The sequence below is a fragment of the Myxococcus sp. CA040A genome (genome assembly GCF_013336725.1).
Lineage (GTDB): Bacteria > Myxococcota > Myxococcia > Myxococcales > Myxococcaceae > Myxococcus > Myxococcus llanfairpwllgwyngyllgogerychwyrndrobwllllantysiliogogogochensis.
The window spans coordinates 416,841-443,228 of the sequence record NZ_JABUMR010000004.1 but is presented as its reverse complement, the minus strand read 5'-3'; the positions used below and the strand labels follow the sequence as shown (position 1 = coordinate 443,228).

Sequence of the window (26,388 nt, the reverse complement as noted above, 5' to 3'; positions counted from 1 at the left end):
CGTCACTGCCACCGGCGGAAGATCAACGACGTGTTGATGCCGCCGAAGGCGAAGTTATTGGTCATGACGACCTCGGTCTGGATTCTTCGGCCATCTCCCACCAGATAGTCCAGCGGAGCGCAGCGCGTATCCACCGAGGCCGCGTCCAGATGCAGCGTCGGAGCGAACCAGCCCGAGCGCATCATCTCGATGGTCATCCACGCCTCCAGCGCCCCGCAGGCCCCCAGGGTGTGCCCCATGTAGCTCTTGAGGGAGGAGATGGGCATCCGCTCACCGAAGACCTGCTGCGTCGCCGTGGTCTCCGCCACGTCGCCCGTGTCGGTGGCCGTGCCGTGGGCATTCACATACTCCACGACGCCCGGCTCCAGGCCCGCGTCCTCCAGCGACAGGCGCATGGCCTGGGCCATGGTCTCCGCGTGGGGCTGGGTGATGTGTCGCCCGTCGCTGTTCGTACCGTAGCCGACCAGCTCCGCGTAGATGCGCGCGCCTCGGGCCCGGGCGTGCTCCAGCTCCTCCAGCACCAGCGTGCAGGCACCTTCACCCAGGACCAGGCCGTCGCGCTGCGCGTGGAAGGGCCGGGGCGTCAACTCGGGCGTGCCGTTGTTCTTCGTGCTGGTGGCGAACAGGGTGTCGAACACCGCGGCCCCCGTGGCATCCAGCTCCTCGGCGCCGCCCGCGAGCATCGCCACCTGCCGGCCCATCTTGATGGCCTCGTACGCGTAGCCGATGCCCTGACTCCCCGACGTACACGCGCTCGAGGTGGTGATGATGCGGCCCGTGAGGCCAAAGAAGACGCCGATATTGACCGCGGCCGTATGGGACATGGACCGCACGTAGGACGTGGCGGTGATGCCCTCGGTGCTCTTGGCCACCAGCATCCGGCCGAAGTCACCGATGCTCGGCGGCGAGCCCGTGGACGAGCCGTAGGACACGCCCATCTTCCCGCTCGACAGCAGCGGGTCTCCCAACAGCCCGGCATCGACGAGCGCCAGCTCACTGGCGCGCGTGGCCAGCAGCGCCACCCGGCCCATGCCCCGCATCGTCTTGCGCGAGTACGTCTGCGGCGGCAGCACGAAGGGCGCGGCGGGGGCACCCACCTGCGTGTTCAGCCCCTCGTACTGCTTCCAGTCCTCGATGACCTGCACCGCGTTGCGCAGCGACTTCAGCCGCGCCTCCACCTGCGGCCAGTCGTGACCCAGGGGGCTGAGGGCTCCAAAGCCCGTGACGACGACGCGCCTCATCCGAACAGCCCTCCATTCACGGAGATGACCTGCCGCGTGACATAGCCCGCGTCCTCGCTCATCAGGAAGCTCACCGCGGCGGCGACCTCCTCGGGCCGCCCCAGGCGCTTCGCCGGAATCAACTTCAGCGCTTCCTCCACGATGTGCGGCTCCACCATCTCCGTGTCAATCAAACCGGGCGCCACGCAGTTGACGGTGATGCCCCGGCTCGCCAGCTCCACCGCCAGCGCCTTCGTGGCGCCGATGATGCCGGCCTTCGCCGCGCTGTAGTTCACCTGGCCCCGGTTGCCGGTGAGCCCGGAGACGGAGGACAGCGTGACGATGCGGCCCGGCTTGCGTCGGCGGACCATCGGCATGGAGAGGGGGTTGAGCACGTTGTAGAAGGCGTCGAGGTTGGTGTGAATCACCGCGTCCCAGTCCTCGGGCGGCATGGCGGGGAAGGCGTTGTCCCGGGCGATGCCCGCGTTGCACACCACGCCGTAGTAGCAGCCGTGCGCCTCGACGTCGGCGAGCAGCGCCTTCTCCGTCTCGGCGCGGTTCGCCACATCGAAGCGCAGCACGCGGGAGGCCCGGCCCAGCTCGCGGACCTGGGCGGCCACCGCCTCCGCTTCTTCGACCTTCGCGCGGCAGTGCACCACGACGTCGAAGCCGTCGCGCGCCAGCCGCAGCGCCACCGCGCGGCCAATGCCCCGGCTGGAGCCCGTCACCAGTACCGTCTTCTCACTCATCCGTGCCCGCCTTCATCACGTCCATCGAGGCCGGGGGCTGGAACACCGTCAGCGCGGCCGTGGCCACCGTCTCGCCTCCAATCCCGAGCGTACAATCGAACTGGCTCATCCCGTTGTCCGTCCAGAACTGACGGCGGACCTCGATGCGCAACTGCTCGCCCACCTTGAACGCGGGGCGGCTGCACTCATACCGACGGGTGCCGAGCAGGAAGCCCATCCGCTGCGTCTCCCCCTGCAGCCGCTGACGCCAGCCCGCGTAGGCCGCGATGGCCTGGGCCATGAACTCGATGCCCACCCAGCCGCCCACGGCGCCGGACTCCTGGAACAGGCAGTCCTCGCGCAGCGTCACCTCGGCCACGAGGCTCTCCTCGTCGCCCTCCACCGCGCGGTCGATCAGCCGCATGCGGTCGGCGTGGGGCACAATCTCGGAGATGTCGAAGGCAATGGGCGTGCGCATCAGGCCCTTCCCAGGATGAGGGCGGCATTGCTGCCACCGAAGGCGAACGAGTTGCTCAGGACATAGCGCGGCGGGCGCCCGAGCGCCTCACCGGGCTTCACCAGCGCGAGGGCGGGCAGTGACGGGTCGGCCACTCCATCCCACCAGTGCGGAGGCAGCCGCCCCTGGGCGTCGTCCGTGAGGGTGAGCCAGCACAGCGCCGCCTCCAGCGCCCCCGCGGCCCCCAGCGTGTGGCCCGTGAGCGGCTTCGTGGAGCTGCACGGCACGTTGCCCCCCAGAAGCGCGCTCACCGCCCGGCTCTCCATGGCGTCGTTCTGCGGCGTCGCGGTGCCGTGCAGGTTGACGTAGCCCACGTCGGCCGGGGTGATGCCCGCGCGCTCCAGCGCCGTCCTCATGGCGATGAGCGCGCCCCGGCCCCCGGGCTCGGGCGCGGAGAGGTGGTGCGCGTCCGAGGACTCGCCCCAACCCGCGAGCCGCACGGGCCCAGGCTCGCGTGTCATCAGGAACAGGGCCGCGCCCTCGCCGATGTTGATGCCCCGGCGGTGGACGCTCATCGGGTTGCAGCGCGCGTCGCTCACCGAGTCGAGCGACGTGAAACCCGCGATGGTGAAGCGGCACAGCGCGTCCGCGCCGCCCGTGATGACGGCGTCCGCCGCGCCGGAGCGCAAGAGCCGCGCCGCCGTGGCCAGGGCCTTGGCGCTGGACGAGCACGCGGTGGAGATGACGAACGAGGGGCCCTTCACGCCCAGCACATGGTTCAGCGCCATGGCGGGGGAGCCCAACTCTTGTTGACGGACATCGAAGTTGGAGGGGAGCTGGCCCGTGGCCGCGCGCGAAACGATGGCGGCCTCGCTCTCCCCGATGCCGGAGGTGCTGGTACCCAGGACCACGGCCACGCGCTCCGGGCCATAGCGCCGCATGGCCTCGTCCACGGCGGGACGCACCTGGGAGAGCGCGGAGAGGAGGAGCGCGTTGTTCCGGCTGCGCAGCGGCACCGGCAGCTCGTCCGTGGGGGGGAGCGGCTTGGTGACGTACCCCACGTGGAGTGGACGGTCCGCGAAGTCGAAGCGCTCGGAGACGCCCGTGGGCCTGTCACCGAAGAGGGCCGTGGCCACCTCGAGCAGGCCCTGTCCCAGGGCGCAGACGAGGCCGAGCTGATTCAGGAAGACGGGCGGAATCATGAGCTCATTCCTCCGAGGGGCGTGACTCGATGGTCAGCCGGTAATGCTCCGCCAGGTTGACCAGCTCCGCGCGGCCCACCCAACGCGGCTCTCCATCATAACGCACCGTGAGCCAGTCCTTGTCCGCGTGGCGCAGCACGCGCACGCCCGGCGAATCCTCCAGCGTCCAGTCCGGCGGCAGGGCCGCGCGCACCGCCGGGGCCGGCCAGTAGACCAACTGGAGGTCCCGCAGCACCGTGCGCGACTGGAGCTGCTCGGGCACGCGAGCGTCCCGCTGCTCGTCCAGCTTCGCGCCGTCCCACTGCAGGGTGAAGACGCGCTGGCCCAGCGCGAACCCCGCCAACTGGAGCGACGACGCGTCGATTTCGACGAGCGCCTCCAGCGAGCGAGGTCCGCCCGGGTCCGCGTCATGCGCGAAGCTCAAGCGCTGCGACAGACTCACGCTGCCTCCGAACGTCGCCGGAGCCAGCGTGAGCGTGGGCAGGGCCACCTCCGGCGCCACCCGCCGAGGGGGCGGGGTGACGCAGGAGACGAGCCCGAACAGGACGACGATGGGAATCAGGCGGCGCACAGCTGCTCGAGTACGCCGAGCCGACGCCGGCTGTCAGCCACGAAGGGGTTCTCCTTGTCCCAGGCGTAGCCGGCCAGGATGGCGGAGATCATCCGACGCACCTCGGGGGACGCGTTGGGGTGGAAGATGACGTTCTGGAAGCCGCCCGCGTACCAGGACTCGACGAAGGTGCGGAACGTGTCCACGCCCGCCTTGAGCGGCACCGCGTAGTCGCGCTCCCAGTCCACTGTCTCGCCCGCGAACACACGGCCGATGCACTTGGATGCGAGGCTCGCGGACTTGACCGCGATGGTGACGCCCGAGGAGAACACCGGGTCCAGGAACTCGCCCGCGTTGCCCAGGAGCGCGAAGCCGTTGCCCCACAGCGACTTCACGTTCGCCGCGTAGCCGGTGATGCTGCGCGCGGGCGTGTCCCAGACGGCGTCCTTCAAGAGCTTCGACAGCGTCGGGTCATCCGCGACGATGGCCTTGAGCCGCTCGGTCTCGGTGCCCTGGAACTGCTCCAGGTACTCGCGCTTGGCCACCACGCCCAGCGAGCAGCGCCCGTTGGAGAAGGGGATGGTCCAGTACCAGACGTCCACGTGCTTGGGATGCACGGTGACGCGAATCTTGCTGCGGTCGAAGTTGCCGCCGGCCGGCACGCGGTCCTCCACGTGCGTGAAGAGCGCGCCGCGCACCGGGAAGTTCGACGGCGTCTCCAACTGGAGCAGGCGGGGCAGCACACGGCCGAAGCCGCTGGCGTCGAGCAGGAAGCGCGCCTGCACGCGGTACGTCTCGCCCTCGGGCGAGCGCACCGTGATTTCGGGCTCCGCGCCGGTGACATCCACGGACTCGACGGTGTGGCGGAAGCGCAGGGTGGCGCCCATGCGCTCGGCGGCGAGCGCCAGCACGTGGTCGAAGGTTCCACGCTGCACCTGGTACGTGGTGCCCCAGCCCTTGGAGAACTTGTCGCGGAAATCGAAGTCCGTGTACGTCTCGCCGCGCGCGAAGGCCGCTCCATTCTTGAACTGGAAGCCCGCCTCCACCACGTCGCGAATCATCCCCGCTTCCTCGATGTACTCCATGCTCTGAGGCAGCAGGCTCTCTCCGATGGAGAAGCGAGGGAACTGCTCGCGCTCCAGGATCAACACCTGACGACCCTGCTTGCGCAGAATCCCCGCGGCCACCGAGCCAGAGGGGCCCGCCCCAATGATGACGACTTCTGTCTTTTCTACCTTCACGACACGTCCTTGCCAGGAGGCAGTCTGCAACAGGGCGTGAGCAACCAGATGGTGACTTCGCCCAGTAGCATGGTGAGACCAAAGGAGCGCAGGGCCGGAGTGGCCGAGAGCCCCAGGAGACCGAATGAGAGGAGGGTGCTCACGCCCGCGAGTGCCACCGCGAGCCAGGCGGAGCCCTCACCCGGGTGCTCCAACATGAAGATTCCGTAGTCCACGCCCATGCCCAGCAGCAGCATGAGGCCCAGCACGCTGAAGAGCTGGAGCGGCTCGCCCACCCAGCCGAACACCGCCAGCGTGACGAGCGTGCCCACCACCGTGGGCAGCCAGGCCCGCCACGCCTCGCGTCGGAAGCGCACGACGAGCAGCAACAGCACCGCGACATAGCCCAGCAGGATGAGCCCGCCCATGAGCCGGCGGTAGCGCTCCAGGAGCCGGGAGATCTCCTGCGTCTTGTCCACCCACCGCACGCCCTCCAGCCCCTGGGCGGCGTCGGCGATGCGCGGGAGCACCGAAGGGTCATTCAGACCGCGCAGCATGACGATGCTGAAGTGCTTCTCGCCCAGGCGCCCCAGCCACTGCTGCCGGATGGCCGCCGAGGCGGGACTGGCGAGCAGCCGCTCCGGGGTGAGCACGTCGTCCGCGAAGCGCGCGCGGGTGGGCTCCTCGCCCGTGGCCTGGGCCACGGCGGCCACCGCCTGCGCTTCCGCGCGGGCGCTCAGCTTCGCGTCCGAGCGCTGCTGCTCCGCGCTGGGCAACCAGTCCGACACCGCGCGATAGCCCGCGAGGACCTTGTCCGTCACCAGCGGGTCCAGGCGCGCCTTCAGCGAAGCCTCGCGCGCGAGAACCTGCTCCTCGTCCTGGCCTCCCACGAGGAAGAACTGGGCGGGGCTGGGCAGCCCCAGGAGCCGCCCTAGCTCTCGCTGGTCGGCGATGAGATGCGCCGGCGCGCCCTGCAGCTGTCGCACGTCATCGCGCGTCCGCACGCGCCACAGCCCTCCGATGATGAACAGGACGAGCGCCGCGGTCCCCACCCACCACGCGCGGGTGGAGGTGAAGCGGGGCCATCGCGCCAGGGATGTGGCGAAGCGCGTGGAGAAGGACGTCACGGGCAGGGCGCCGGTGTCCAGCGTCGGGAACCAGCAGGCCACCGTCAGGAACGCGCCCACGAGGCCCGTGGCGGAGAACAGCGCCATCTGCCGCAGCCCGGGGAAGGGTGCCACGCCCAGGGCCAGATACGCCACCACGCTGGTGAGCAGCGCCATCACCATGCCCGGCAGCAGGCTGCGCATCAGCGGCCCGCGCTCGGAGGGCGGCTTGCCCTGGCGCGCGGCGAAGTAGTGGAAGCCGTAGTCCTCCGCCACGCCGACCAGGCTGGAGCCGAAGACGAGCGTGAGCAGATGGACCCGCTCGAACACGAGCGCCGTGACGCTCATCGCCACCGCGCAGCCGATGCCCAGCGACACACCCACCAGGACGATGGGCCGCACCGAGCGGAACGTCAGCCACACCAGCACGAGCACCGCCACCAGCGAGCCGATGCCAATGGTGGACATCTCGTCGCTGGCCTGGGACGCGGCGGCCTCCGCGTACAGCGGCACGCCCGCGGCCACCAGCCGGCTGCCGGGCACCTGCGTCGTCACGGCGGCCCGCGCGCGGTCCACCACGGTGGTGATGTTTCCGTCAGCGCCCAGCGCGAAGGCGGAGACCTGGCTGTGCCACGCCAGGAGCACCCACTCGCGGCCTTCGCCAGACAGCCAGAGGCGACCGTCGCGCGGGCGCGCGGTGCTTTCGGAGGCGCGCGCTGCCCACCAGTCCGGCCACAGGCCCAGCGGGTCCGCCTCCCAGTCCGTCAGGTGGGGCCCTGCGGGCTGGTACAACTTCATCAGCGCCGTGCCACCCAGTTCCTCCGGTGTCGCCCGCGAAAGCCACGTGCGCTGCGCGGGCGTCAGCAGCCTGTCTCGATAGGGACGGTACAGCTCCAGCGCCGCATCCAGCGAGGACGCGTCCAGGGCGGAGGGGCTCAGGAGCGAGGTGTCCTTCGACAGCTCCGCCGTGACGAGGTCCGCCGCGCGCTGGGCGGATGCCCAATCCGGCGCGCCCACCAGCAACACCAGCTCCCGGCCCGCCTGGTCCGCGAGCTTGCGCGTGGCGGCATCGACCTCCGGGGCCTGCTCGTCCTCGGGCAGGAGCGCCAGGACGTCGGTGTCCAGGCGCGCCGAGCGCCAGAACTGGACCTGGTGCACTCCCACGGCCAGCACCACCAACAGCCAGAGGATGGCGGCCCTATTTCGCAAGACGCCCGGCTTCCGCGTCATTGGGGGCGGGTGTCTGGCTCAGCTTGTCGAACTGGATGACGCTGGTGTCGCCACGCGCCTCGTCCAGCTTGACCTGCCGCACATACGAGTCTCCCTCCAGATGGATGCTCTTGAAGACGCGCGCGAGGCCCGCGTCCGTGGGCGTCAGGGTCAGCTTCCAGCCCGCCGTGCCCACCAGCTCGCCCTCGACGCGAAAGCGCTTGGACAGCGCGGCCACGTCACCGGACAGGAGCGCGAACATCACCTCGTTCACCGCCGCGAGCCCGGGCTCCTTGCTCGCGTCCAGGTGATAGGCCGCCGCGCCCGTGCCCTGCTCGGCGCTCAGCGACTTGCGCGTCAGCGTGAGCGTGGACGCGAAGGGCACCCGCGTGTCCCACAGCACGCCGTGCTCCCGCGACAGCAGGAACGCCCCGCGCGAGACGAGCGGCTTCTTGAATCCAGCCACCGTCTTCTTCTGCTCGAAGTCCCCCCGCAACAGCGGCACGTCCGCCAGCCGGGCTCGGACCCCCGCGACGATGTCGTCACCGGCGCTGGCCGTCGAGCCCACCAGCAGCATCCCCAGCAAGAGCGCGCGCTTCATTCGGGCTTCACCCCCAGCCGCTGCCAGAGCACCGGCGGACAGATGTACTGGAGCTCCTTGGTGGCCATCGACACGGCGACCTGGACGGTGTGGGCCTGGTTCACCTTGCGGCCCGTGGAGGCGTCTCGAATCACATAGTCGATACGGAGTCGGTTCTCCCATTCGGTGATTTCGGCGCGAATCTTCAGCGTCTTTCCGTAGAGCGCGGGCTGCACGTACTTCAGCCGCATGTCCACGACGGGCCACGCGAAGCCGGACGCCAGCATCTGCGGGTAGTCGTAGTCGAACTTCGCCAGGAGCGCGCACCGCGCCAGCTCCAGGTACTTCACGTAGTGGCCATGCCAGACGACCTCCATCAGGTCGATGTCATGGAAGGGCGGCGACAGCTCGATTTCATGGCTGAGGTCAGGCCTCATAGAGCCCCCACTCGCGGGCGCGGATGGCGCCCAGCAGCCCTTGCAGCTCCTTGTCCAACGCTCGGTCCTCCACCACCAGCGGGATTCGCTGCTCCAGATCGGCCTGCATCGACGCAAGAGACGGCGCCAGATTCATTTCTTGAGCAATTCGGCCGCGCAGGGTGATTCCCTGACGCGCCGCGATGAGCATCGCCGCCACCACCTGCTCGGACAGCTCCAATACCCGGAGGCAGTCGCGCGCGGCGATGGTGCCCATGCTCACCTTGTCCTGGTTGTGGCACTCGGTGGAGCGGGAGAACACGGACGCGGGCATCGTCTGCTTGAGGGCCTCCGCCGTCCACGCGGAGACGCTGATCTGCACCGCCTTGAGGCCGTGGTTGATGGCCGCGCGGGGCCCCGTGGAGCCGGAGAGGTTGGAGGGCAGCCCGTGGTTGTAGCGGGTGTCCACCAGCAGCGCGAGCTGCCGGTCCATCAGGTCCGCCACGTTGGCCACGGCCGTCTTGAGCCCGTCCATGGCGAAGGCGATGTGGCCCCCATAGAAGTGGCCGCCGTGCAGCACCCGCTCGCTGTCGGGGTCGATGAGCGGGTTGTCGTTGGCGCTGTTCAGCTCGTTCTCGATTTGCGCCCGGAAGAAGGGCAGGGCGTCCTCGAGCACGCCAATCACATGAGGCGCGCAGCGCAGGGAGTAGCGGTCTTGCAAGCGCTGCTCATTGCGGCTCGGCCGGTCCGTGGCCAGGTCCACGCGAAGTCGCGCGGCCACGCGCTGCTGGCCCACGTGGGGCTTGAGCGCGAACAGCGCCTCGTCGAAGTGGTGCGCGTTGCCGGCGCTCGCCACCACGTTGAAGGCGGTGAGCCGGGTGGCCAGTCGTCCCAGGTACTCGGCGCGCTCCCACGCGAGGCAGGCCAGGGCGGTCATCACCGCCGTGCCATTCATGATGGCCAGGCCTTCCTTGGGGCGCAGCTTCAGGGGCTTCAGGTCGTGCCGCGCGAGCACCTCCGCGGCGGGACGTCGCTCGCCCCGGTACCAGACCTCGCGCTCTCCGCAGAGCACCGCCGCCACGTAGGACAGCGGCGTGAGGTCGCCACTGGCGCCCACCGAACCCTCGGCGGGAATCAGCGGCAGGATGTCGTGGCGCAGGAGCAGCTCCAACTGGGTGAGCAACCCCAGCCCCACGCCGGACACCCCCTGGGCCAGCGAGGCCAGTCGCGCCGCTAGCACCGCGCGCGTCTCCTCGGGCGTCAGGAAGCGGCCCGCGCCAATGCCGTGGTACGCGTAGAGGTGGTGCGGCAGCTCGGCGATCAGCTCGGGCGGAATGGAGACGGTGCACGAGTCTCCGTACCCCGTCGTCACGCCGTAGATGTTCCCGTCCTCCGCCAGCAGCCGGTCCAGGAACTCCGCGCCCCGGGTGATTCTGCGGCGGAAGTCAGTGGAAGTGCTCAGCTCGGCGTCACGCTCCCGGCGCGACAGCGCGGACACGTCTTCAATGGCGAGCCGGCTCCCATCGAACCGGACCGCACGCTCATTCTTGATTCCTGGCGGAGGCATTCGCCTGATCCCAAAAGGGAAAGAAGTTGAACCAATCGAACGGAGAGCGCTTCAGCAGCGCCGTCACCCGCTCGGCATAGTGTTGGGCGTGGCCCGTCAACGCGGCCGCGCGCTTGCCCCGGGGGAGCTCGACTCGCTCGGCCAGGGTCTCGAAATGGATGGTGTATCCGTTGTTCTCGTGGATGCACCCCAGCAGGTACAGCGGGCACTTGAACAGCGAGGCCAGCACGTAGGGCCCCACGGGGAAGGCGGCCTTGTGCCCCAGGAAGTCCACGTCCACCGTCTGACTGGCGATCACCGGCACCCGGTCTCCGGCAATCACCACGAACCCGCCCTCCGTCACGTACTTCTCCAGCGCGACGGCTGTCCCAGGCCCCATGTCCGTGACTTCCACCAACTGGAAGCCGCTGTCCGGATTGAGCCGCTTGAGCAGGCGGTTGAACTGCTCGGCATGGCGGGTGTGCACCAGGATGTGGAGCTTCACTTCGCCACGCTTCTCCGCCATGGCGCGACACAGCTCCAGGCAGCCCATGTGCGCGGTGACGATGATGCCGCCCTTGCCCGCCTTCACCACCTCGTAGAACTGCTCGCGCCCCTCGGTGTGGACCTGCTCGAAGCGGTATCTCCCGCTGACGGCCAGGAGCTTGTCGAGCATCGTCTCCGCGAAGGTGACCATGTGGCGCAGGCTGTCGCCTCGCCCGGGTTTGCGCCCGAGCGCGCCGGTGGCCTGCTCCACCCGCGAGAGGTACTGGAGCGATGCCTTGCGCACCACGGGGCGGGCCAGCCAGTGCACCAGGACCACGGGGTACAGACAGAGGCGGAACGGCCAGCGCCCCAGCAGCCGGTGGACCCAGTACAACAGCCAGATGCCGAGCACGAAGGTGCTCTCGCCCATCTCCGCCCAATGCCGCGGCTTCATGCGGAGACCTTCCGCCACAAGAGCAGCGGCAGCCGCAGCAACATCCCGAAGAAGAGCCGGGCGTGCATGCGGGAGATGCGCACGTTGTCCCAGAGCACGTCGAAGTGGGAGATGCCGTCGGTGGGGTAGCGCACCTGGGTGGGTTGGTTGAGGATGCCCACCCCTCGCCAGTACAGCCGCACGATGACTTCCACGTCGAAGTCCATGCGCCTGCCAATGCTCACCGAGTCGATGAGCGCGAGCGTGGGCGTCAGCGGATACACGCGGAAGCCGCACATCGAATCGCGGATGGCCAGTGACAGCGTGTTGATCCACACCCAGATGTGCGTGGCGTAGCGGCCGTACAGCCGGCCCTTGGGCACCGACTCGTCGTAGATGGGCGTGCCACAGATGATTTTTTCCGGGGCCGAGGCCGCCAGCTCGACGAAGCGGGGGATGTCCCGGGTGTCGTGCTGGCCGTCGGCGTCAATCTGCAGCGCGTGGCTGAAGCCGGAGGCCTTCGCCGCCCGGAAGCCCGCCATCATCGCCCCGCCCTTGCCCTCGTTCTTGGGCAGGCGCACCAGCTCGATGCCGGACCTGTCCGCCTCCGCCAGCGTGTCCAGGACCTTCGCGCAGCCCGGCTCGCTGCCGTCATCCACCAGCAGGCACGGCAGCCCGTGCGCGCGCACGGAGTTCACCACCGCGCCCACCGCCTCGCCGTGGTTGTAGACGGGAATCACCACGCAGAGCTTCATCCGCGGACCTCACCGAGCAGGATGCGGCCGCTCCCGTGGGTGCCGGCCTCGGAGGTGAACTTGAACTGGAGGCTGCCCTTGGCCTGTGTCCAGGTGAGCTCCAGGGTGAGGAGCGTTTCGGGGACGATGAGCTGCTGGAACTTCACCGCCTCCATGCGGAGGAACTCTGGCGGGAGCGTGAACAACTCCCGGCCCAGATGGAGCGCCCACTCGATTTGCGCCACGCCGGGCAGGATGGCCTTCTCCGGGAAGTGGCCCTTGAAGTACGGCAGGCTCGCCGGCGTCTCGATGCTCAGCACGGCGCGGTCCGCGGTGTGCTCGAGCACCCGCAGGGGCGGGCGGCGGGAGTCGAAGAGGGCGACGAGCGCGGCCTCGGTGGATTTGCCCTGGGAGTTGACTGGCATCGACTCCAGATACCGGAATCGACGCGGAAGGACACTGGGCTCGAACTGGGAAGACAGGTGCTTTCGCAGGGCCCGGTTCAGGAAGGGCTTTCCACTGTCGGCGTGAAGGTGCCGGCCGGTGGGCCCCAGCACGGCCACCACCCCCAGAACCGAGCGGTTTCCCTCGGACAGGGGCACCACCCGCGCCTCGCGGACGAGGTCACTCTCCAGCAGGGCCCGCTCCATGGCGCTCAAGGAGACCCGCTTCTCCTCCAGTTTGAGCAACCGGTCCATGCGCCCCAGCAGCTCGAAGCCCTCCGGCAGCACCCGGGCCCGGTCCTCCGTCTGGAACCAGTTCCCGTCCGGCAGGTGGGGGGAGCGGACCGCCAGGGCGTCCTCCGTCAGGCGGACCTCCACGCCGGGCATCGTCCTCCAGCTCAGCGCCTCGTCCTGGGTGCGCTGGCGCCAGGCGATGCCCCCGGTCTCCGAGCTGCCGTAGACCTCCACGGGCGCCTGCCCGAGCAGCCCGCGACAGGCGTGCAGAGCGTCGGTGGACAGGGGGCCCCCCGAGGAGAACACCGAGCGCAGGTTCCCCCGCACGCCCGCCCAGTCCAACGTGTCCGGCAGCCGCTTGAGGTGGGCGGGGCTGGCGATGAGCGCCGCCGGCCCGTGCGAAAGCTCGGCGACGATGTCCTCGGGGTACGGCAGGCTCCGGGCCAGGAACGGCCGGCCCGACGTCAGCGGCCAGAGGACCCGGAACAGCAGGCCGTAGATGTGCTGGTGCGACACCGTGGCGAGCACGCGGCAGGGACTGGGACCGAGCCTGTCATCGAAGAGGTCCGCCAGCGTGGCGACCTCCCGGGTGAGCTGCCCCAGGTGTTTGGGGATGGCGGCGGGCTCTCCGCTGGAGCCGGAGGTGTAGACGACCAGCGCCTGGGCCTCCGGGGAGAGCGGCGTCCACTCCGCGCGCGCGCCCTCCTGGAACTTCAGGAGCGGGGTGGACGAGGGAATCTGGCCGGCGAAGCCGTCCACCTCGCCGCGAAGCTTCTCGCGCGTGGTGGGCTGGATCTCCGAGGGAAGATAGACGCACCGGCCCGCGTGCCAGGCGCCGAGCAGGGCCGCTGCGAACTCGAAGGTGTCCTCGAAGGAGAGGGCGAAGCGGTGGCCCCCGTGCCGCTCGTACGCGGCGCGCCAGCCGGCGGCCCGGGCCTCGAAGTCCGCGAAGGTGAGCACCTGCCCCTCGCGAAACGCCACCGGGAAGTCGGCGGGGCGTCCACGGCTGAGGAGGTGTTCGATGGCGATGCGCTCAGCCATGGGCGTGGCTTGCCTTCACGCGTCGGCGCACCAGCCACTCCCCGGCGAAGAGCACGCCCATCAGCCCATAGGCGATGAGCCCGTTGTACAGCGCCCACGTGGCGTCACTGGCCCACAGCGCGGTGCCCAGCGCGATGCTCCCGTTGACGACGAAGAACCCGCACCACACCTGCGTCACCCGCCGCGTGTAGGCCACGCCGGACGGGGGGAGCTCCGGCTCGCGCAGCCGCGCCAGCCGTTCGATGACGCTGGGCGGGGACACGAGGCTGGTGGCGAAGACGGTGAGCAGCATCGTGTTCACGAGCACCGGATAGAGCTTCAGCGGCAGGGCGTGGTTGCCCAGCAGGCTGGTGCTCGCGAGGACCAGGGCCCCCGCGGCCGTGACGAGCCAGACACGCTCGCGCGTGGCCACGGCCCGCACGACGGCCATGCCCGCCAGGGGCACCGCCATCCAGCGAGGCTCGAACCGGCCCAGGCCCCAGTACACCAGCAGCGGATACGCGAGGCTCAGCACGCCGAGCAGCGCTGGACGCAGAAGCTTCACGCCGCCACGGACTCGTCGAGCAGGCTGTGCAGGGCGTCGACGACGTCCTGAATCGTCCGGACCGACTTGAAGACCTCCGGCGGAAGCCGCTTGCCCGTCACGGGCTTGAGCTTCACGAGCAGGTCCACGGCATCGATGCTGTCGATGTCCAGGTCGTCGCGGAGGCGGGCCTCGGGGGTAATCCGGGCCGGGTCGATGTCGAAGGTGTCCTGCAGGAGCGTGCGCAGGTTCTCGAAGAGCTGGGTCTTGGTCATGTGCATATCCCCCTCGAATGGGTGGTGCGGGTCCTCAGGACTTGCGGTGGGCGCTCACGAAATCCGCGAGGGCGCGCACGCTGGCGAAGTGACGGCGGTTCTCCTTGGAGTCGCTCGCCAGCGCTACCCCATAGGCCTTCTGGAGCGCCAGGCCGAGTTCCAGGGCATCGATGGAATCGAGCCCCAGCCCCTCGACGAACAGCGGCGCCGCCGGGTCTATATCCTCCGGCTTGAGGTCCTCGAGGTTCAGCGTCTCGATGACCAGCTTCTTGATTTCCTGCTCAAGCGCCTGCATGGCGTTGTGTCTCCGTGGAGAAGTAGTCGTGCAATCTCTCGGTGAGATGGCGGGCCGCGAGGGCCTCTCCGTGCGCCTCTTCGACCAGCGACGACACGCGAATGTCGTCTTGAACCACGATGTTGAACTTCATCCGGGTGGGGGCCACGCGCCACCACGGCATCCCCTTGGTGAGCGCCATGGGCGCCACCTGGATGGTGACCGGGGTGATGTCGCACGGGCCTCGCACCGCGATGTTGGCCGCCCCGCGCTGCAGCTTCATGGGGCCGGACAAGGGCGTGCGGGTGCCCTCCGGGAAGATGATGAGGTTGTTGCCCGCCTTCACGGACGCGATGCAGGCCTCTACGAGCTCCGGGCCGGAGTCATTGCAGAGGTAGCCAGTGGCCTCGATGGGGCCGCGCATGAAGGGGTTGTTCGCCAGGCTCGCCTTGACCACGCAGTCCGCGTTGGGCACCAGCGAGATGAGGAACACGACGTCGATGAGCGTCGGGTGGTTGGCGAGGATGAGCAGCCCGGGGCGCGCCAGCTTCTCCACGCCCTCGACGCGGTAGTCCAGGCACCCCAAAAAGTGCATCAGCCCGACGAAGAAGCGGAACGAGTGGTGCACCGCCAGCCGCGCCAGCCGGGTGCGGCGCGGCCTGTCGCGGACCAGGAGCGACAGCAGGGGGAAGAACAGCAGGCGCAGCGCCAGCCCCCCCACGCCGAAGGTGGCGAAGGAGATGCCCGTGGCGATCACCCGCCAGCCGCGCTCCAATCGCTCAAGCATCGCGGTGCCACCGCCAGAGTCGGGAGCCCGTGTGGTGCTCGAAGCGCGCCTCGCCGGAGACGAGGAAGCGCAGCACGGAGAGCTCCTCCGGCAGCGGGTCCACGGACGTCCGCTCCGGTGCGCCCTCCGAGGCGCCGCAGGTGAGCTGGTAGGTGGGGCCTTCTCCGGCCGCCCGGAGGCTGCAGGCCCAGGCATGCGGGAGCGCCACCTGCTCGGGGAAGTGCGCGAAGGGGGCGGGGCGGGGCTCGTCATAGACGACGACGAGGACCTCGGGGGAGCCCTCGGACAAGAGGCCGCACGCCTCCACGAAGGCCGCCTCCACCGTCTCCGCGCCCGCGGCCACCGCGCTCTGCGCCGTCAGGTCCCCCCGGGCGATGGAGTACAGCGCGCCAATGGCGTTGTGCACCGACAGGCTGAAGGACGTGGGCGACAGCGGGGTGGCCTGGGCCAACTGCTCCAGCAGCTCCACGGAGCGGCCCATGTCCCCGTAGCGCGACGCGAACACCATGGGACACGGAGGCGCGTCCGCCTGGCACGAATAGGCCGCCTGCAGCGCGATGCGACCCAGCCGGTCCACCCGACGGCGCATCATCGCCGGCATCTCGGTCAAGGGCGGGGTGCCCTCGGCCGGAAGCGGATGCGGCTGTGAGAGCCAGGACCGCCAGGCGTCTTGCCCGACAAGCCCGGGAGCCCACGCGGCCCAGTGGTGGACGGAAAAAACCATGATGGCAGGGAAAAAGGCGGATGCTGCGTGCGGCGGTCCTCTACCAAAGCATCATATACGAGACAATTGGCTCCAATGAGGATTGCCTCGGAGGACGAGCCAAGGGGCCTCCGTATTCACTCGGCCATGCTACGCCGCGCCCGCACCGGGCCGAGAGGGGTGGGGCGGCGGCCGCGCTCGCATGGCCGGAGGGGAAGAAGCCGCGCGGCGCTGGGATTCGGAGCCGTGACGCCCGCGATTCCACCCGGAACGCAGCGCTCATTCGCACGTGGCGTATGCGGAGTGCCAGGGTTCCGCGACGCTGGGTGGTAGGGGGTGGGATTGGCCTCTCGCGGATTCCCCCCGGTTCGGTTCCTACCCGGGTGCTGATGGTGGATCTCCGGACAGGTGCTTCGTGGGGGCTCATCGCTTCCGCCAGGATGGAATCGCGATGGCGGTTGTGGCCCGTGAGGCAACGGACTGGGCCAACGGGTTGTCCTCGGGGCCACGCGTGGGTGCTCGCGCGGGAGTGATTCGCGAGGCCGCTCGTGGGGGAGAACGCCGCGTCGCGTCCCTGGTACGCCGCTTGAAGATTGTGGGCGGGAGCCGTTCGTCCCAGGGAGCGCAGGTGATTCGCCGGAACGCCGGACCGGAGGTAGCCGCGAGGAGGCCCGACTCAATCCCGGGCGTTGAGAATGTGTTGGAGGAGCTGGCGGGAAATCTGGAGCAGCTTCGCGGCGCCGCGCACGCTGCCTCCGGATTTGGCCAGGGCCTCGTCCACGAGGGTGTCGCGGACCAGGCTCTCGAAGTGATGCAGCGGCACCTTGCCGGCGCTCGCCCTCAACGCGGGGCCCAGCTCCGGAGGGCCTGACAGCGTCTGGGTCCACACGGCTTCCAGCCGCGCGAGGTCCAGCGGCTTGGGGACGAAGGCGCGCACGCCACTGGCGGCCAGTCGGAAGGCCTGCTCGGCCGTCGCGCTGCCGCTGATGGCAATGACATACGGCAGGGGCTCCACCGCGAGCAGGTCATCCAGCAGGGAGTCGCTGGTGCCGTCCGGAAGGCTGACGTCCAGGAGCACCGCGTCGGGAGGTTGGGTTCGCAGCACCTCGCGCGCGGCGGCGAGGGTGGTGACGTGCGTGATTCGTTCAGCGCGGGATTGCAGGACGTCTTCGAGCACGCGCGCCAGGCTGACCGAGTCCTCTATCAGCAGGAGGTGTTGGACCATGGCCATACAGGAAAGCATAACACGCAAGGTCCTCACCGATGCGTCCAACGATGGCGAGGTGCTGGTGAGCGCGGTGCGCATCGTCTTCTGCGCGCTGGTCATGGCGCGCTTCCTGGCGTTGGGAGGCGTGGCCGCGGATGGGGGCTGGCCGGCCGCGGTGCTGGAGCTGGCCTTGTTGATTTCGGGCATGACGCTGTCGGTCGTCGCGTTCTGGGCGGGACGGCGGCGACTGTTCGGTCCGAGGCTGCTGGTGGCCTCCGCGCTCCTGGATGCCGTCGTCGCCCAGGGCACGCTCCTGTCCACGTTGTTGTGGCATGGCGATAGCTACACCGGCCTGTTGCGGATGCCGGACCCCTCCGCCGTCATCGCGGTGGTCTTCATCACCGCGTTGCGATTGTCACCTCGTGTCGCCTGGGTGGGGACCGGCGCGAACCTGCTGCTCCTGGGGGGACTCGTCGCCCTCGACTTCCGGTTCAATGCCAGTCAACTGACGTATGGCGTTTCGGAGGTCGCGCTGCTCGTCATCTTCGTCGGCAGCGCGGGGAGCGTGGCCGCGGTCGCGTGTGGCGTGGCGCGCCGGATGGTCCTCAAGTCCGGTGCGGAAGGGGTGAGGATTCGCCGGGCGCGCACGAACCTGAGCGTCATCCTGCGCGAGCACCACGATGCGCGGACGCTCCTGTCGGCGGCGCGGCTTCGCGCGGACCTGCTCCTGAGAGACCCGGGAGGCGCCTCGTGCTCGCGGCATGTGCAGGGGCTGGCGTCGGACCTGCGCGAGCTGTGGGAGTTCGTGGAGAGCGTGAAGTCACGCGCCCTGGGCGAGCTGGCGATGATTGACGAGGCGACCCCCGTCGAGGTCTCCGCCACCCTGCGCAACGCGGCCGCCGTGGTCCAGACGCGCTACTCGCATGTGCGAATCCTGCTCGGGCCCGGGGCACCGGAGGGACAGGGGCCGCGCGTCTGGGTGGTGGGCGGCGAGCGGGGGCTGGCGCACGTGGTGACGAACCTGCTCGTGAATGCGTGTGAAGGGGATGGGCAACGTGGCGCCGGCACCGTCCAGGTGAGCGTCGAGCCGGAGGGCGGCACGCGGAACATCCTCCTGCGGGTGAGTGATGACGGGCCGGGCTTCCGGGCGGGGTTGCTGGACGGGGCGCGTCTCACGGGAGGCACGACGAAGTCGGAGGGCTCGGGCCTGGGGATGCGGCTGGTGGGCGGGCTCATCGAGGCGAGTGGAGGGTCGCTGCGCGCGTCGAATCTCCCGGAGGGTGGGGCCCGGGTCGAAGTGATGCTCCTCGCCGGTGGGTGAGCGTCTGGGGGGCCCGCCACCGCTTCACGTGGACGAGCGCCAGTCCGATGTTCGCGGCGAGCAGGACGGTCATCGGCTCGAGCGTGTCCTGATGTGACGTGGGCGATACCTTGAGCAGCACCGCCAGCAGGGAGCCGAGGGCGAGCACGCCGACGCAGTGACGTGCCCGGCGCTCGGCGCGCTCGTTCCCCCAGGCGATGCCCAGGCCGAGCGGGAGCAGCGCGAGTGAGAGGGGATGGGCCAGCCACTGGTTCTCGTTGAGGCCGAAGTAGGGGTGCTCGGAGCCGAGCATCAGGACGAAGCCGATGGCGCCCGCCGTGCCGAGCGTCGCGCCGATGAACGCGTGGTACAGGCCGAAGGTGATTTGGAAGGCGCGCCGGTGCGTATGCGCGCGGGGCACCGCGAGCAGGACCATCGCGCCCGCCACGAGAAGGGCGAGGAGCCCCCGCGTCAGAGAGGTGGGGCCCGGGGCCAGCGGGGGAGGAATGGTGTTGGTCAGGTGCTCATCGTGGCTTCGCCTCACGAGCGGAGTCGAAGTGCCCTGTTCGCTCATGAAGGAGAACTCCGCGAGTGCCCGGGCCAGCTCCAGGGGAAAGGCGGCCTCCTCCCACCGGGTCATCGGCGCGTCCACGTCGTCGTTCAGCCACAGCATCAGCGCCCACTGGAACAGCGGGGTGTCGCGGGTGTAGCGGCGGAGGTGCTCGCGGTGGGTCAGCGTGGCGGGGCTCGCGAGTCGGGCGTGCAGCGCTCCGCCCAGGGCGTCGTCCAATGCATCGCGCAGGCGCGTCGCGCAGTTTCCCCGCAGCGGGTCATACGCGTACTCGCGCGTCTCGGGATTCACATCGCGTTCGAGGCGCGCGAGGAGTCGGCGTCGCTGCTCCACGGACAGGTCCAGCTCCTGGAGGAAGATGGAGCGCCCCCGCGCGCGATAGAGGAAGAACGAATGCTCCACCGAGAGCCGGGCGGCCCAATAGGTGGGTCGCTCCAGGAGGTAGCGCACCTCGGCGGCGGGGCCATGGGAGGTCACGCCATAGCTGTAGAGCGCGACCTCACCCAGCCTCGTATCCTCGACCCAGAGGGCGCTGTGTCCGAAGCGCTCCTGGACGTATGTGCCGGGACCGAAGGTCACCACCTGGATGCGCAGCGCCTCCGGCTGTGCGCCGAAGTCCTTGGCTGTCGCGGCGAGCAGCGGTGTGCTCCAGAGCAGCCCCAGGAGCAGGGGGAGTGTCGCGAGTCTTCCCATGCTCGCGAGGGTTCCACTTCGCCGTCATCCGAGGCAGGGCAAGAAATCTGGCAGTGGGCAGGTTCCTGGCTTCGCGGCACCTTGGCTTCGCTTCGTGAGCGACGTGGCCCCTGGGGCCGCGCCATGCCCACGAGTGTGACCCACCCCTAGAGGAGACGACGATGACCGCTGCCCTTTTCCCCACTGCGATGACGCCTCGCTTTGGTTCGAGCCTGATGGCGATGCTTGCCGCCGCCGTGCTGTTCCTGCTGCCCGGAATGGCGCACGCCGACGATGGACTCCGTTCCGTCACCCGGCTCCGCATCACCGTCGCCACGGGCGGAGACGACCTGCGCAATGCCAGCCACGCGGTGGCCGCGATCAAGTACGTGGGGCTGTCCGGCAACCAGCTCACGGCCAGCATCAACCTGAACAACGGCGCGCGCTGGCCTGACTGGACCTCGCACACCGTGACGATGGTGACGCCCACGGGCATGCTGCTCGCCAACCTCGTCGAGTTCAGCATCCAGTTCACCTCCGGCCAGCCGGACATCTTCGCGACGGGTGACAACTGGAACATGAACGCCATCACCGTGACGGCCGTCCTCGATGACGGGACGGAGGCCGTCATCATCCAGCAGGCCGACAATTACCTGCACCGCTTCTGGAGCGACCACGACACGCGTTGGGCCACCGCGCTCTAGCGCGACCCGGACCAGGAAAACATCCTGTCCGCGCGCGACGCCGGACCTCCCCAGGACTTTCGGGGGGCCGGCGTTTTTCCGTCGTCGCGCCCTGGCGCGGCGTCCGCGTCGAGGTGCGGGGCCGCGTGCGGGTCGCGGGCCCGCGGTGACGTGTCTCGCATCAGGTAGCGAGGGTCCCTCCGGGGTGCATTGCAGCTCCGAGGCCTCGACGGCAGCTTGGCCGCTCTCATCAGCCGGCATCGGCTGCACGGCCCCATGCGGGCAGGAGCGTCACGCCATGTTTCAGGTCCTCGCAGGCATTCTGGCCGCGGCGGGTGTGGCCGGGTCGAACCCGGTCCCCGATGCCGCCCCGGACGCGTCCGCCGATGCCGAACTCGCCAGGGCTTGCACCACGTTGACGGCGCCGGGCGGCAGGAAGGCGAGCGTGTGCAAGACGTGGACGGCCACGGGCGGCGGCTACTACAAGGGCACGTGGTCCACCAGCAGCCACGGCAGTGGCGTCAAGCTCCAGTTCTACGCCGATGGGTGGGTCGTCAACGCCGCGTGGAATGGGAGCTACTCGGGCGTCGCGCGCTTCCACCTGCGGCTTTGCAACACCAGCTCCGGGCAGTGCTCGGCCTGGTTCTAGCCACGCCCCCTTCCTCATGAGTAGGAGGCCCGCGCTGGCCACCGCGAGCACGTCTGGTCGCCAGCCATGGTGCCCAGGCCCTGTCTCTCCGCTCGCCCCTGCGAAGCCCCCGCGGCCGTTGTGAAGCGCCCTGTCGCTCCCCACCTGTACGCGAAACCAACGCATGGAGGTTGTCGCATGGCTCAGGTGGAATCCCAGAAGTTCCAGATGCAGCCGTTCCTCGTCGGCGCGAACAGTCAACTCACGGATGACATGCGCGCCTGCATCAGCAACTGCATGTCCTGCGCGGCCGTGTGCCTGCAGACGATGACGTACTGCCTCCAGAAGGGCGGGAAGATGGCCTCGGCGGACACCATCCGCCTGCTGGAGGACTGTGTGCAGATGTGCAAGACGAGCGCGGACTTCATGCTGCGCACCTCGCCGCTGCATCCGCAGACGTGCGCTGTCTGCGCGGAGGTCTGCGAGCGGTGTGCCGTCGCGTGCGAGCGCATGGCGGACGACGCGGTGATGAAGGCCTGCGCGGAGTCCTGTCGCCGCTGCGTCGAGTCCTGCCGACGCATGGCGAAGATGTCCTGACGTCGCGTGCATCACGGGCCGGCCGCGCCGCTGTCGGGCGCCGGCCGGAGCCCGGAGCGGCGGACTACGCGGAGGGCTCGCTCCAGTCCCAGGCGACGATGGCCCACTCGTCCGTCGCGTCGCGGTAGGTGTGCAGCGGCTTGAACCCCACGCGCTCGTGGGCGCGCAGGGAGCGGGTGTTCCGGGTCGCGACCTCCGTCACCAGCACGTCGAAGCGCTCGCGGTACAGCTCGCGATGCCCGGCATAGAGCTGGTCGAACAGCCCCACGCCCCGGTGGGCCTTGTCGATGCAGATCTGCCCCATGACATAGAAGCGCTGCTCACCCAGCGGACGGCCCTGGTAGTCCAGCGTGTCCAGCAGGTCGAACATGGGGACGAGCACGGGCATCAGCGAGCGGCACTCCCGGGGCATCGTCAGCGCGTAGGCCACGAGCTCTCCCGCGTGGCTCGCGATGACGCTGGGGGCCAGGGCGTGCATCCGCTCCAGGGCCGCCACGTCATGCTCCACGGTGACGAATCCCTGTGCGCGCATCTCGTCCGCGCTGATGGCTTTGGGCAGGTTCTTGCGCTGGAGGTCCAGGATTCGCGCGAGCTCCGAGGGGCTGCGCACCGGTGTCACGTCATAGGGGCTGGCCATGCGCCGGAGGATAATGGGGACCGGGTTCGCGTGTCTCGGCTTCGCTCGGAGCCTGGCGGGGGCCCGGCGCGCGATGGGCCGCCAGCCACTGCTCGACTTCCTTGACCTGCCGCGCTCGGGGCTTGGGGAAGCGGTGGTTGTATTCCTGCGCGGCGGTGGCGAGCTGGCGGGCCCGCTCCAGTCCGTTGGACGTGCTCATGAGCGCACGCGCGAGCGAGAACCGGCCATCCGCGAGGAAGTCGTCGTTCTTCGTCGACGTCTGTTTCTCGTAGACCGTCACCGACCGCTCGAGGAAGGGAATCGCTTTCTTCGGGGCTCCGAGCCCCTGGTAGTCATCGCCGATGCCGAGCAGGTCGAGCGCCACCATGGAGTGTTGGGGGCCCAGGCTCTTCTCGTTGATGAGCAAGGCGCGCTGGTGATGTTTCAGGGCCTCCTCGAAGTGCCCCAGGGAGGCCAGCGCGGTCCCGAGCCTCGACAGGGAGGAGGCGACCTCGGGATGCTCGGGGCCCATCACCTTCTCGCGGATGCGAATCGCCCGCTGATAGTGCTGGATGCTCTCCTCCGTGCGCCCCAGCTCCAGCAGGAAGCCGCCGATGTTGTGAAGCACGCTGGCGGCGGGCTCGCTCTCCTCGCCATAGGCGCCCTGGTGGATGGCCAGGGACTCCCTGGCGTATTTCAGCGCGCTCTCGGAGTCGCCGACCCGGATGCTGAACACGGAGAGGTTGCCCAGGACGGTCGCCAGATAGGGATGGTTGGGGCCGTAGGTCTTCCGGTAGATGGCCTCCGCCTCGAGCAGGTAGCGCAGGCCCTCCGCGTGGCGATTGAACTCATGGAGTGCGTGGCTCATCGTGAGCAGCGCCGTCCCGAGCTCGGGTTCGTTCGCGGTGTAGACCTTCCGGGCGAGCTCCACCGCCTTCTCGCTCGCGGCCAGCGCCTCCGCGGGGCGGCCTCGGGTGCGGTGCAGGCTGGCGAGGTTGCGGAAGTACATCGCCTCGATGCGTGCGTCTTCGCCCAGCCGCTTGAGGGCGGCTTCCGCATGGGCCGGGGCCACGCCATCGGGGTCCACTTCGGGCCCCACCAGGCTGATGAGCCGGATCATCCCCGCCCAGGACTCGGCGGCCTGGCGGTCATGGCGGCTCGCGGTGGCGACCTGGATGGCGTGGTGCAGGGTCTTGATGGCGTCGCGGTAGGCGAGGTTCTTTCCCTGGGACTCGGCGACGAGGTCCAGGACCTCGGCCTCCAGGGGCCCGTAGCCAATCTCGTGCGCCTCGCGTGCCACCTCGGTCGCGAGCGCCAGGGCGGGGGCCAGCTGGCCCGCGGTGAGCTTCGCGCGGACCTGCGCGCGCTGGGCGCGCACGGCCTCCATGTGTTTCTGGCTCGACTCGTCGGTGGGCGGAGGCTCCGGTGCGGCGAGCGCGGAGAGGTTCGCGCAGACCGAGAGGTTCTCCAGGCCGTGCGCCATGCGCGGCGAGTTCTGGATGACCTGCGTGTCCGCGGTCGCGAGCGTGTCCACCACGGCGCCCAGGTCCTTGAGTCGCTGGTCCAGACAGATGACGCGCCGTTCGAGCAGGCGTTCGGTCTGCTGGCCCTTCACTCGCGTGGCGACGCAGGCCTCGTGACTCGCCGCCACCCAGTTGCGCGCGAAGCCGTCCAGGGTGCGCTCCACCTCGGTCCAGGCTCCGGCGGCGTAGGGGAGGGGGCTGCTCTTGAAGACGGTCTGGACGGTGGCCTTGCGGGAGGCGTCCCAGATGCCGATGAGGGACTGCTCACTGCCCGCGCAGGGGTCTCCGGAGGTGGAGCGGTGAAGGGCCGCGCCCCCGGCGAGGAGCAACAGGCCCGCGCTCGCCGCGAGCACCGCGCGCCGCCATTTTTCTCCCGGGGCATGGCCGAGCCTGCGCAGCAGCGCCTCCATGGAGTCGTGGCGCGCGTCGGGTGACGCGGAGAGTCCCTGGAGAATCACCTGATGCACCCAGGCGGGAACATCCGAACCCTGCGGCGGGCGCGGCACTGGCTCGGGAAGGGGGGCCTCCGGCGTGGCGTTCACCACCGCGGCGGGCGTGGCGAAAGGCCGCTTGCCGTAGAGCGCTTCATGGAGCGCGACGCAGAAGCTGTATTGGTCGCTGCGCGCATCGGAGGGCTCGCCGCGCTTCTGCTCGGGAGCCATGTACGCGGGAGTTCCCAGCACCATGTCCGAGCGGGTGTGCCACTCGGAGCGCAGGGGAACGGGAGACGAGGAGCCCGGGGGCGTGGGCGTGTCGTCGATGCCCTCGACGATGCGCGCCAGTCCGAAGTCGGTGATGCGTACGCGGCCGTCCTTGCCGACGAGCACGTTGTCTGGCTTGAAGTCGCGGTGGACCAGCCCCTGGGCATGCGCGGCGGCGAGACCGCGTCCCGCCTGGATGAAGAGGCTCAGTGTCTCGCGCCAGTCATTGCGTCCCTTGTGAGCGCGGATGTGCGAGCGCAGGGTGGTGCCGTCCACCAGCTCCATGGCGAGGAAGACGTGCTCTCCGAAGCGGCCCACGTCGTGGATGGTGATGACGTTGGGGTGGATGACGCGTGCGGTGGCCTGGGCCTCGCGCAGCAGTCGGGCCTGCGCGCGCTCCAGGTGGGCGGGGGTCGTCGAGTCGATGCGGATCAGCTTGAGCGCGACGCGACGGTCCAGCTCCGGGTCATATGCGGCGTGGACGACGCCCATGCCGCCCGCTCCGATGCGCTCGAGCACCACGTAGCGGCCCAGCAGCGCGCCGCGCTCGAGCCAGGAGAGCGGGGGGACCGACGAGGAAGGGGACGGCGTGGACGAGCCTGCTTCCCCGTCCTCCGTGCGGGCCGCCTCCCCTACGAGTGCTCGACAGGAGGCGCAGGAATCAAGATGCTGCTCCACCTGGTGCGCGGCTTCTGCGTCCAGTTCACCCTGTGCGAAGGCGAAGAGTCGTCGCGTCTCGAGGCATTCCATGACGCGAGGACGATAACCGACGTGGGCGGTCATGACGATGAATGGCACCGACCATGAAGTAGACGTGTCTTTCGCGCGAGCCTGCGCTCGCGGTGATGCGCAGGCCCTTGCGGAGTTCGAGGCCCGCTACGTCCCGCAGCTCCGAAAAGCGTTGCTGCACCGAGGAATGGAAGTCTCGGTGGTGGACGAGGCGCTCCAGGTGCTGCGCGTGAAGCTTTTTCTTCCCAGCGGGGATCGCGCTCCGCGAATCGCGGATTACGAGGGAGAGGGCACTCTCTTGGCGTGGCTCCGTGTCGCGGCGCTGCGCACCGCGCTCAACCTGATGCGGGAGCGGCGGATTTCGTTCGACCTGGACGACTCCAAGCTCGCGGAAACGAGCGAGCCGGAGGTGGACGCGGACCGGCGGTTCATCCAGGAGCACTATCGCGAGGACTTCGCGGCGGCGTTCCAGGAGGCGCTCAAGGCGCTGGAGCCGCGCTCACGGACGCTCCTGCGCCTGCATCTGGTGGAGGGGTTGGGGACGGCGCAGATTGCCCGCGCGTATCAGGTGGACCGGTCCACGGTGAAGCGGTGGCTGGCGCAGTCGCGGGAGCGGCTGCGTGATGATGTGCGCCAGCGCCTCGCCGCCCGACTGGGTGAGGACACCCAGGGGCTCAGCAGCCTGCTTCGCGTGCTCCAGAGCCAATTGGACCTGAGCATCCGCAGCGTCATGCGAGACGCGACGCCCACCTGAATCCCTTCAGGGGACTCGCGGGCGAAAGCGCTGGGAAACCAGGGGGTTGTGGCGCGGGTGGAGATTCTCTCGCGAGAAATGCGCCACCTGTTCGCGGGGCGTGTCTTCCAGGAGATGCACCCCGGAGCGTGCCTTGCTTCCTCACACCCCACGCGGTGCGGGTCCGGGGCGGGATGACCGTTGCGGTTGGGATTCGACGGGAGCGTGGAGCCGACCCGCGGGGGGCGGCTCCACGCTCCA

27 protein-coding genes are annotated in these 26,388 nt (G+C 69.5%); 5 read left to right on the top strand and 22 right to left on the bottom strand.

Features of this window, described 5'->3' with window-relative positions:
* Positions 1 to 2: 2 nt before the first annotated feature.
* From HUA75_RS18875 to HUA75_RS18785, 19 genes are all read right to left on the bottom strand, one after another.
* Positions 3 to 1,241: a beta-ketoacyl-ACP synthase gene (locus tag HUA75_RS18875; RefSeq protein WP_141640862.1), complete on the bottom strand. Its 1,239-nt coding sequence runs from the start codon at positions 1,239 to 1,241 to the stop codon at positions 3 to 5.
* Complete coding sequence (fabG, locus tag HUA75_RS18870; protein ID WP_141640863.1) at positions 1,238 to 1,969, bottom strand: 3-oxoacyl-ACP reductase FabG; 732 nt, start codon at positions 1,967 to 1,969, stop codon at positions 1,238 to 1,240. Before fabG ends, HUA75_RS18875 begins: the two co-directional genes overlap by 4 nt.
* The gene (locus HUA75_RS18865) at positions 1,962 to 2,426 is read right to left on the bottom strand and encodes a hotdog family protein (protein WP_141640864.1); all 465 of its coding nucleotides are present in this window, start codon (positions 2,424 to 2,426) and stop codon (positions 1,962 to 1,964) included. The genes fabG and HUA75_RS18865 overlap by 8 nt, the downstream gene beginning before the upstream one ends.
* Positions 2,426 to 3,607, bottom strand: coding sequence for a beta-ketoacyl-[acyl-carrier-protein] synthase family protein (locus tag HUA75_RS18860; protein WP_174487200.1), 1,182 nt, complete (start codon positions 3,605 to 3,607; stop codon positions 2,426 to 2,428). Before HUA75_RS18860 ends, HUA75_RS18865 begins: the two co-directional genes overlap by 1 nt.
* Before the next feature lie 4 nt (positions 3,608 to 3,611).
* The gene (locus HUA75_RS18855; protein WP_174487199.1) at positions 3,612 to 4,178 is read right to left on the bottom strand and encodes a DUF3261 domain-containing protein; all 567 of its coding nucleotides are present in this window, start codon (positions 4,176 to 4,178) and stop codon (positions 3,612 to 3,614) included.
* The gene (locus HUA75_RS18850) at positions 4,166 to 5,398 is read right to left on the bottom strand and encodes a tryptophan 7-halogenase (RefSeq protein WP_174487198.1); all 1,233 of its coding nucleotides are present in this window, start codon (positions 5,396 to 5,398) and stop codon (positions 4,166 to 4,168) included. Before HUA75_RS18850 ends, HUA75_RS18855 begins: the two co-directional genes overlap by 13 nt.
* On the bottom strand, positions 5,395 to 7,692 hold the full coding sequence (locus HUA75_RS18845) for an MMPL family transporter (RefSeq protein ID WP_174487479.1): 2,298 nt from the start codon (positions 7,690 to 7,692) through the stop codon (positions 5,395 to 5,397). The genes HUA75_RS18850 and HUA75_RS18845 overlap by 4 nt, the downstream gene beginning before the upstream one ends.
* Positions 7,682 to 8,293, bottom strand: a complete 612-nt coding sequence (locus HUA75_RS18840) for an outer membrane lipoprotein carrier protein LolA (RefSeq protein ID WP_174487197.1) — start codon at positions 8,291 to 8,293, stop codon at positions 7,682 to 7,684. The genes HUA75_RS18845 and HUA75_RS18840 overlap by 11 nt, the downstream gene beginning before the upstream one ends.
* Positions 8,290 to 8,709: a thioesterase family protein gene (locus HUA75_RS18835; protein WP_141640870.1), complete on the bottom strand. Its 420-nt coding sequence runs from the start codon at positions 8,707 to 8,709 to the stop codon at positions 8,290 to 8,292. Before HUA75_RS18835 ends, HUA75_RS18840 begins: the two co-directional genes overlap by 4 nt.
* The gene (gene hutH / locus HUA75_RS18830; protein WP_174455085.1) at positions 8,699 to 10,255 is read right to left on the bottom strand and encodes a histidine ammonia-lyase; all 1,557 of its coding nucleotides are present in this window, start codon (positions 10,253 to 10,255) and stop codon (positions 8,699 to 8,701) included. The genes HUA75_RS18835 and hutH overlap by 11 nt, the downstream gene beginning before the upstream one ends.
* The gene (locus HUA75_RS18825; RefSeq protein ID WP_174487196.1) at positions 10,230 to 11,174 is read right to left on the bottom strand and encodes an acyltransferase; all 945 of its coding nucleotides are present in this window, start codon (positions 11,172 to 11,174) and stop codon (positions 10,230 to 10,232) included. Before HUA75_RS18825 ends, hutH begins: the two co-directional genes overlap by 26 nt.
* Positions 11,171 to 11,908, bottom strand: coding sequence for a glycosyltransferase family 2 protein (locus tag HUA75_RS18820; protein ID WP_141640873.1), 738 nt, complete (start codon positions 11,906 to 11,908; stop codon positions 11,171 to 11,173). Before HUA75_RS18820 ends, HUA75_RS18825 begins: the two co-directional genes overlap by 4 nt.
* Positions 11,905 to 13,605 carry an AMP-binding protein gene (locus HUA75_RS18815; RefSeq protein ID WP_174487195.1) on the bottom strand — a complete coding sequence of 567 codons (1,701 nt, stop codon included), beginning with the start codon at positions 13,603 to 13,605 and terminating at the stop codon, positions 11,905 to 11,907. The genes HUA75_RS18820 and HUA75_RS18815 overlap by 4 nt, the downstream gene beginning before the upstream one ends.
* Positions 13,598 to 14,149: a hypothetical protein gene (locus tag HUA75_RS18810; RefSeq protein ID WP_141640875.1), complete on the bottom strand. Its 552-nt coding sequence runs from the start codon at positions 14,147 to 14,149 to the stop codon at positions 13,598 to 13,600. The genes HUA75_RS18815 and HUA75_RS18810 overlap by 8 nt, the downstream gene beginning before the upstream one ends.
* Positions 14,146 to 14,403: an acyl carrier protein gene (locus HUA75_RS18805; protein ID WP_141640876.1), complete on the bottom strand. Its 258-nt coding sequence runs from the start codon at positions 14,401 to 14,403 to the stop codon at positions 14,146 to 14,148. The genes HUA75_RS18810 and HUA75_RS18805 overlap by 4 nt, the downstream gene beginning before the upstream one ends.
* 34 nt (positions 14,404 to 14,437) lie before the next feature.
* Positions 14,438 to 14,698 (bottom strand): phosphopantetheine-binding protein, encoded by a 261-nt coding sequence (locus HUA75_RS18800; protein ID WP_141640877.1) that lies wholly within the window; start codon positions 14,696 to 14,698, stop codon positions 14,438 to 14,440.
* Positions 14,685 to 15,464, bottom strand: a complete 780-nt coding sequence (locus HUA75_RS18795; protein WP_141640878.1) for a 1-acyl-sn-glycerol-3-phosphate acyltransferase — start codon at positions 15,462 to 15,464, stop codon at positions 14,685 to 14,687. The genes HUA75_RS18800 and HUA75_RS18795 overlap by 14 nt, the downstream gene beginning before the upstream one ends.
* Positions 15,457 to 16,188, bottom strand: coding sequence for a beta-ketoacyl synthase chain length factor (locus tag HUA75_RS18790; protein WP_217446146.1), 732 nt, complete (start codon positions 16,186 to 16,188; stop codon positions 15,457 to 15,459). Before HUA75_RS18790 ends, HUA75_RS18795 begins: the two co-directional genes overlap by 8 nt.
* Positions 16,189 to 16,843: 655 nt before the next feature.
* Positions 16,844 to 17,392, bottom strand: coding sequence for a response regulator (locus HUA75_RS18785; protein WP_246136963.1), 549 nt, complete (start codon positions 17,390 to 17,392; stop codon positions 16,844 to 16,846).
* Between HUA75_RS18785 and HUA75_RS18780 the strand changes: the two genes are divergently transcribed.
* Positions 17,391 to 18,695, top strand: coding sequence for a sensor histidine kinase KdpD (locus HUA75_RS18780; RefSeq protein WP_174487194.1), 1,305 nt, complete (start codon positions 17,391 to 17,393; stop codon positions 18,693 to 18,695). The two genes, HUA75_RS18785 and HUA75_RS18780, sit on opposite strands and share 2 nt — an antisense overlap.
* Here the strand turns inward: HUA75_RS18780 and HUA75_RS18775 are convergent.
* Positions 18,607 to 19,938 (bottom strand): DUF4105 domain-containing protein, encoded by a 1,332-nt coding sequence (locus HUA75_RS18775; RefSeq protein WP_174487193.1) that lies wholly within the window; start codon positions 19,936 to 19,938, stop codon positions 18,607 to 18,609. The genes HUA75_RS18780 and HUA75_RS18775 overlap by 89 nt on opposite strands.
* A 161-nt stretch (positions 19,939 to 20,099) precedes the next feature.
* Between HUA75_RS18775 and HUA75_RS18770 the strand changes: the two genes are divergently transcribed.
* The 3 genes from HUA75_RS18770 (at position 20,100) to HUA75_RS18760 (ending at position 21,825) form a co-directional block, all read left to right on the top strand.
* Positions 20,100 to 20,621: a hypothetical protein gene (locus tag HUA75_RS18770; protein ID WP_174455091.1), complete on the top strand. Its 522-nt coding sequence runs from the start codon at positions 20,100 to 20,102 to the stop codon at positions 20,619 to 20,621.
* Positions 20,622 to 20,898: 277 nt separating this feature from the next.
* A complete protein-coding gene (locus tag HUA75_RS18765; RefSeq protein ID WP_174455092.1) occupies positions 20,899 to 21,249 on the top strand; it encodes a hypothetical protein in 351 nt (116 codons plus the stop codon).
* Positions 21,250 to 21,426: 177 nt separating this feature from the next.
* Positions 21,427 to 21,825, top strand: a complete 399-nt coding sequence (locus HUA75_RS18760; RefSeq protein ID WP_217440161.1) for a four-helix bundle copper-binding protein — start codon at positions 21,427 to 21,429, stop codon at positions 21,823 to 21,825.
* Positions 21,826 to 21,889: 64 nt separating this feature from the next.
* On the opposite strand, the gene HUA75_RS18755 is transcribed toward HUA75_RS18760, so the two are convergent.
* Together HUA75_RS18755 and HUA75_RS18750 are read right to left on the bottom strand one after the other, a co-directional pair.
* Positions 21,890 to 22,462 carry a GNAT family N-acetyltransferase gene (locus HUA75_RS18755; RefSeq protein ID WP_174462264.1) on the bottom strand — a complete coding sequence of 191 codons (573 nt, stop codon included), beginning with the start codon at positions 22,460 to 22,462 and terminating at the stop codon, positions 21,890 to 21,892.
* Positions 22,446 to 25,415, bottom strand: a complete 2,970-nt coding sequence (locus HUA75_RS18750; protein ID WP_174487192.1) for a tetratricopeptide repeat protein — start codon at positions 25,413 to 25,415, stop codon at positions 22,446 to 22,448. The genes HUA75_RS18755 and HUA75_RS18750 overlap by 17 nt, the downstream gene beginning before the upstream one ends.
* A gap of 31 nt (positions 25,416 to 25,446) precedes the next feature.
* Here HUA75_RS18750 and HUA75_RS18745 point away from each other — a divergent pair, with 31 nt between their 5' ends.
* Positions 25,447 to 26,148 (top strand): sigma-70 family RNA polymerase sigma factor, encoded by a 702-nt coding sequence (locus HUA75_RS18745; RefSeq protein ID WP_141640887.1) that lies wholly within the window; start codon positions 25,447 to 25,449, stop codon positions 26,146 to 26,148.
* Positions 26,149 to 26,388: the final 240 nt, after the last annotated feature.

Coding starts and splice junctions, on each gene's coding strand:
- HUA75_RS18875 (WP_141640862.1), bottom strand. CDS start 1,241: ATGAGGCGCGTCGTCGTCACGGGCTTTGGAGCCCTCAGCCCCCTGGGT.
- fabG (WP_141640863.1), bottom strand. CDS start 1,969: ATGAGTGAGAAGACGGTACTGGTGACGGGCTCCAGCCGGGGCATTGGC.
- HUA75_RS18865 (WP_141640864.1), bottom strand. CDS start 2,426: ATGCGCACGCCCATTGCCTTCGACATCTCCGAGATTGTGCCCCACGCC.
- HUA75_RS18860 (WP_174487200.1), bottom strand. CDS start 3,607: ATGATTCCGCCCGTCTTCCTGAATCAGCTCGGCCTCGTCTGCGCCCTG.
- HUA75_RS18840 (WP_174487197.1), bottom strand. CDS start 8,293: ATGAAGCGCGCGCTCTTGCTGGGGATGCTGCTGGTGGGCTCGACGGCC.
- HUA75_RS18835 (WP_141640870.1), bottom strand. CDS start 8,709: ATGAGGCCTGACCTCAGCCATGAAATCGAGCTGTCGCCGCCCTTCCAT.
- hutH (WP_174455085.1), bottom strand. CDS start 10,255: ATGCCTCCGCCAGGAATCAAGAATGAGCGTGCGGTCCGGTTCGATGGG.
- HUA75_RS18825 (WP_174487196.1), bottom strand. CDS start 11,174: ATGAAGCCGCGGCATTGGGCGGAGATGGGCGAGAGCACCTTCGTGCTC.
- HUA75_RS18820 (WP_141640873.1), bottom strand. CDS start 11,908: ATGAAGCTCTGCGTGGTGATTCCCGTCTACAACCACGGCGAGGCGGTG.
- HUA75_RS18815 (WP_174487195.1), bottom strand. CDS start 13,605: ATGGCTGAGCGCATCGCCATCGAACACCTCCTCAGCCGTGGACGCCCC.
- HUA75_RS18805 (WP_141640876.1), bottom strand. CDS start 14,403: ATGACCAAGACCCAGCTCTTCGAGAACCTGCGCACGCTCCTGCAGGAC.
- HUA75_RS18800 (WP_141640877.1), bottom strand. CDS start 14,698: ATGCAGGCGCTTGAGCAGGAAATCAAGAAGCTGGTCATCGAGACGCTG.
- HUA75_RS18795 (WP_141640878.1), bottom strand. CDS start 15,464: ATGCTTGAGCGATTGGAGCGCGGCTGGCGGGTGATCGCCACGGGCATC.
- HUA75_RS18790 (WP_217446146.1), bottom strand. CDS start 16,188: ATGGTTTTTTCCGTCCACCACTGGGCCGCGTGGGCTCCCGGGCTTGTC.
- HUA75_RS18780 (WP_174487194.1), top strand. CDS start 17,391: ATGGCCATACAGGAAAGCATAACACGCAAGGTCCTCACCGATGCGTCC.
- HUA75_RS18785 (WP_246136963.1), bottom strand. CDS start 17,392: ATGGTCCAACACCTCCTGCTGATAGAGGACTCGGTCAGCCTGGCGCGC.
- HUA75_RS18775 (WP_174487193.1), bottom strand. CDS start 19,938: ATGGGAAGACTCGCGACACTCCCCCTGCTCCTGGGGCTGCTCTGGAGC.
- HUA75_RS18770 (WP_174455091.1), top strand. CDS start 20,100: ATGACCGCTGCCCTTTTCCCCACTGCGATGACGCCTCGCTTTGGTTCG.
- HUA75_RS18765 (WP_174455092.1), top strand. CDS start 20,899: ATGTTTCAGGTCCTCGCAGGCATTCTGGCCGCGGCGGGTGTGGCCGGG.
- HUA75_RS18760 (WP_217440161.1), top strand. CDS start 21,427: ATGGCTCAGGTGGAATCCCAGAAGTTCCAGATGCAGCCGTTCCTCGTC.
- HUA75_RS18755 (WP_174462264.1), bottom strand. CDS start 22,462: ATGGCCAGCCCCTATGACGTGACACCGGTGCGCAGCCCCTCGGAGCTC.
- HUA75_RS18750 (WP_174487192.1), bottom strand. CDS start 25,415: ATGGAATGCCTCGAGACGCGACGACTCTTCGCCTTCGCACAGGGTGAA.
- HUA75_RS18745 (WP_141640887.1), top strand. CDS start 25,447: ATGACGATGAATGGCACCGACCATGAAGTAGACGTGTCTTTCGCGCGA.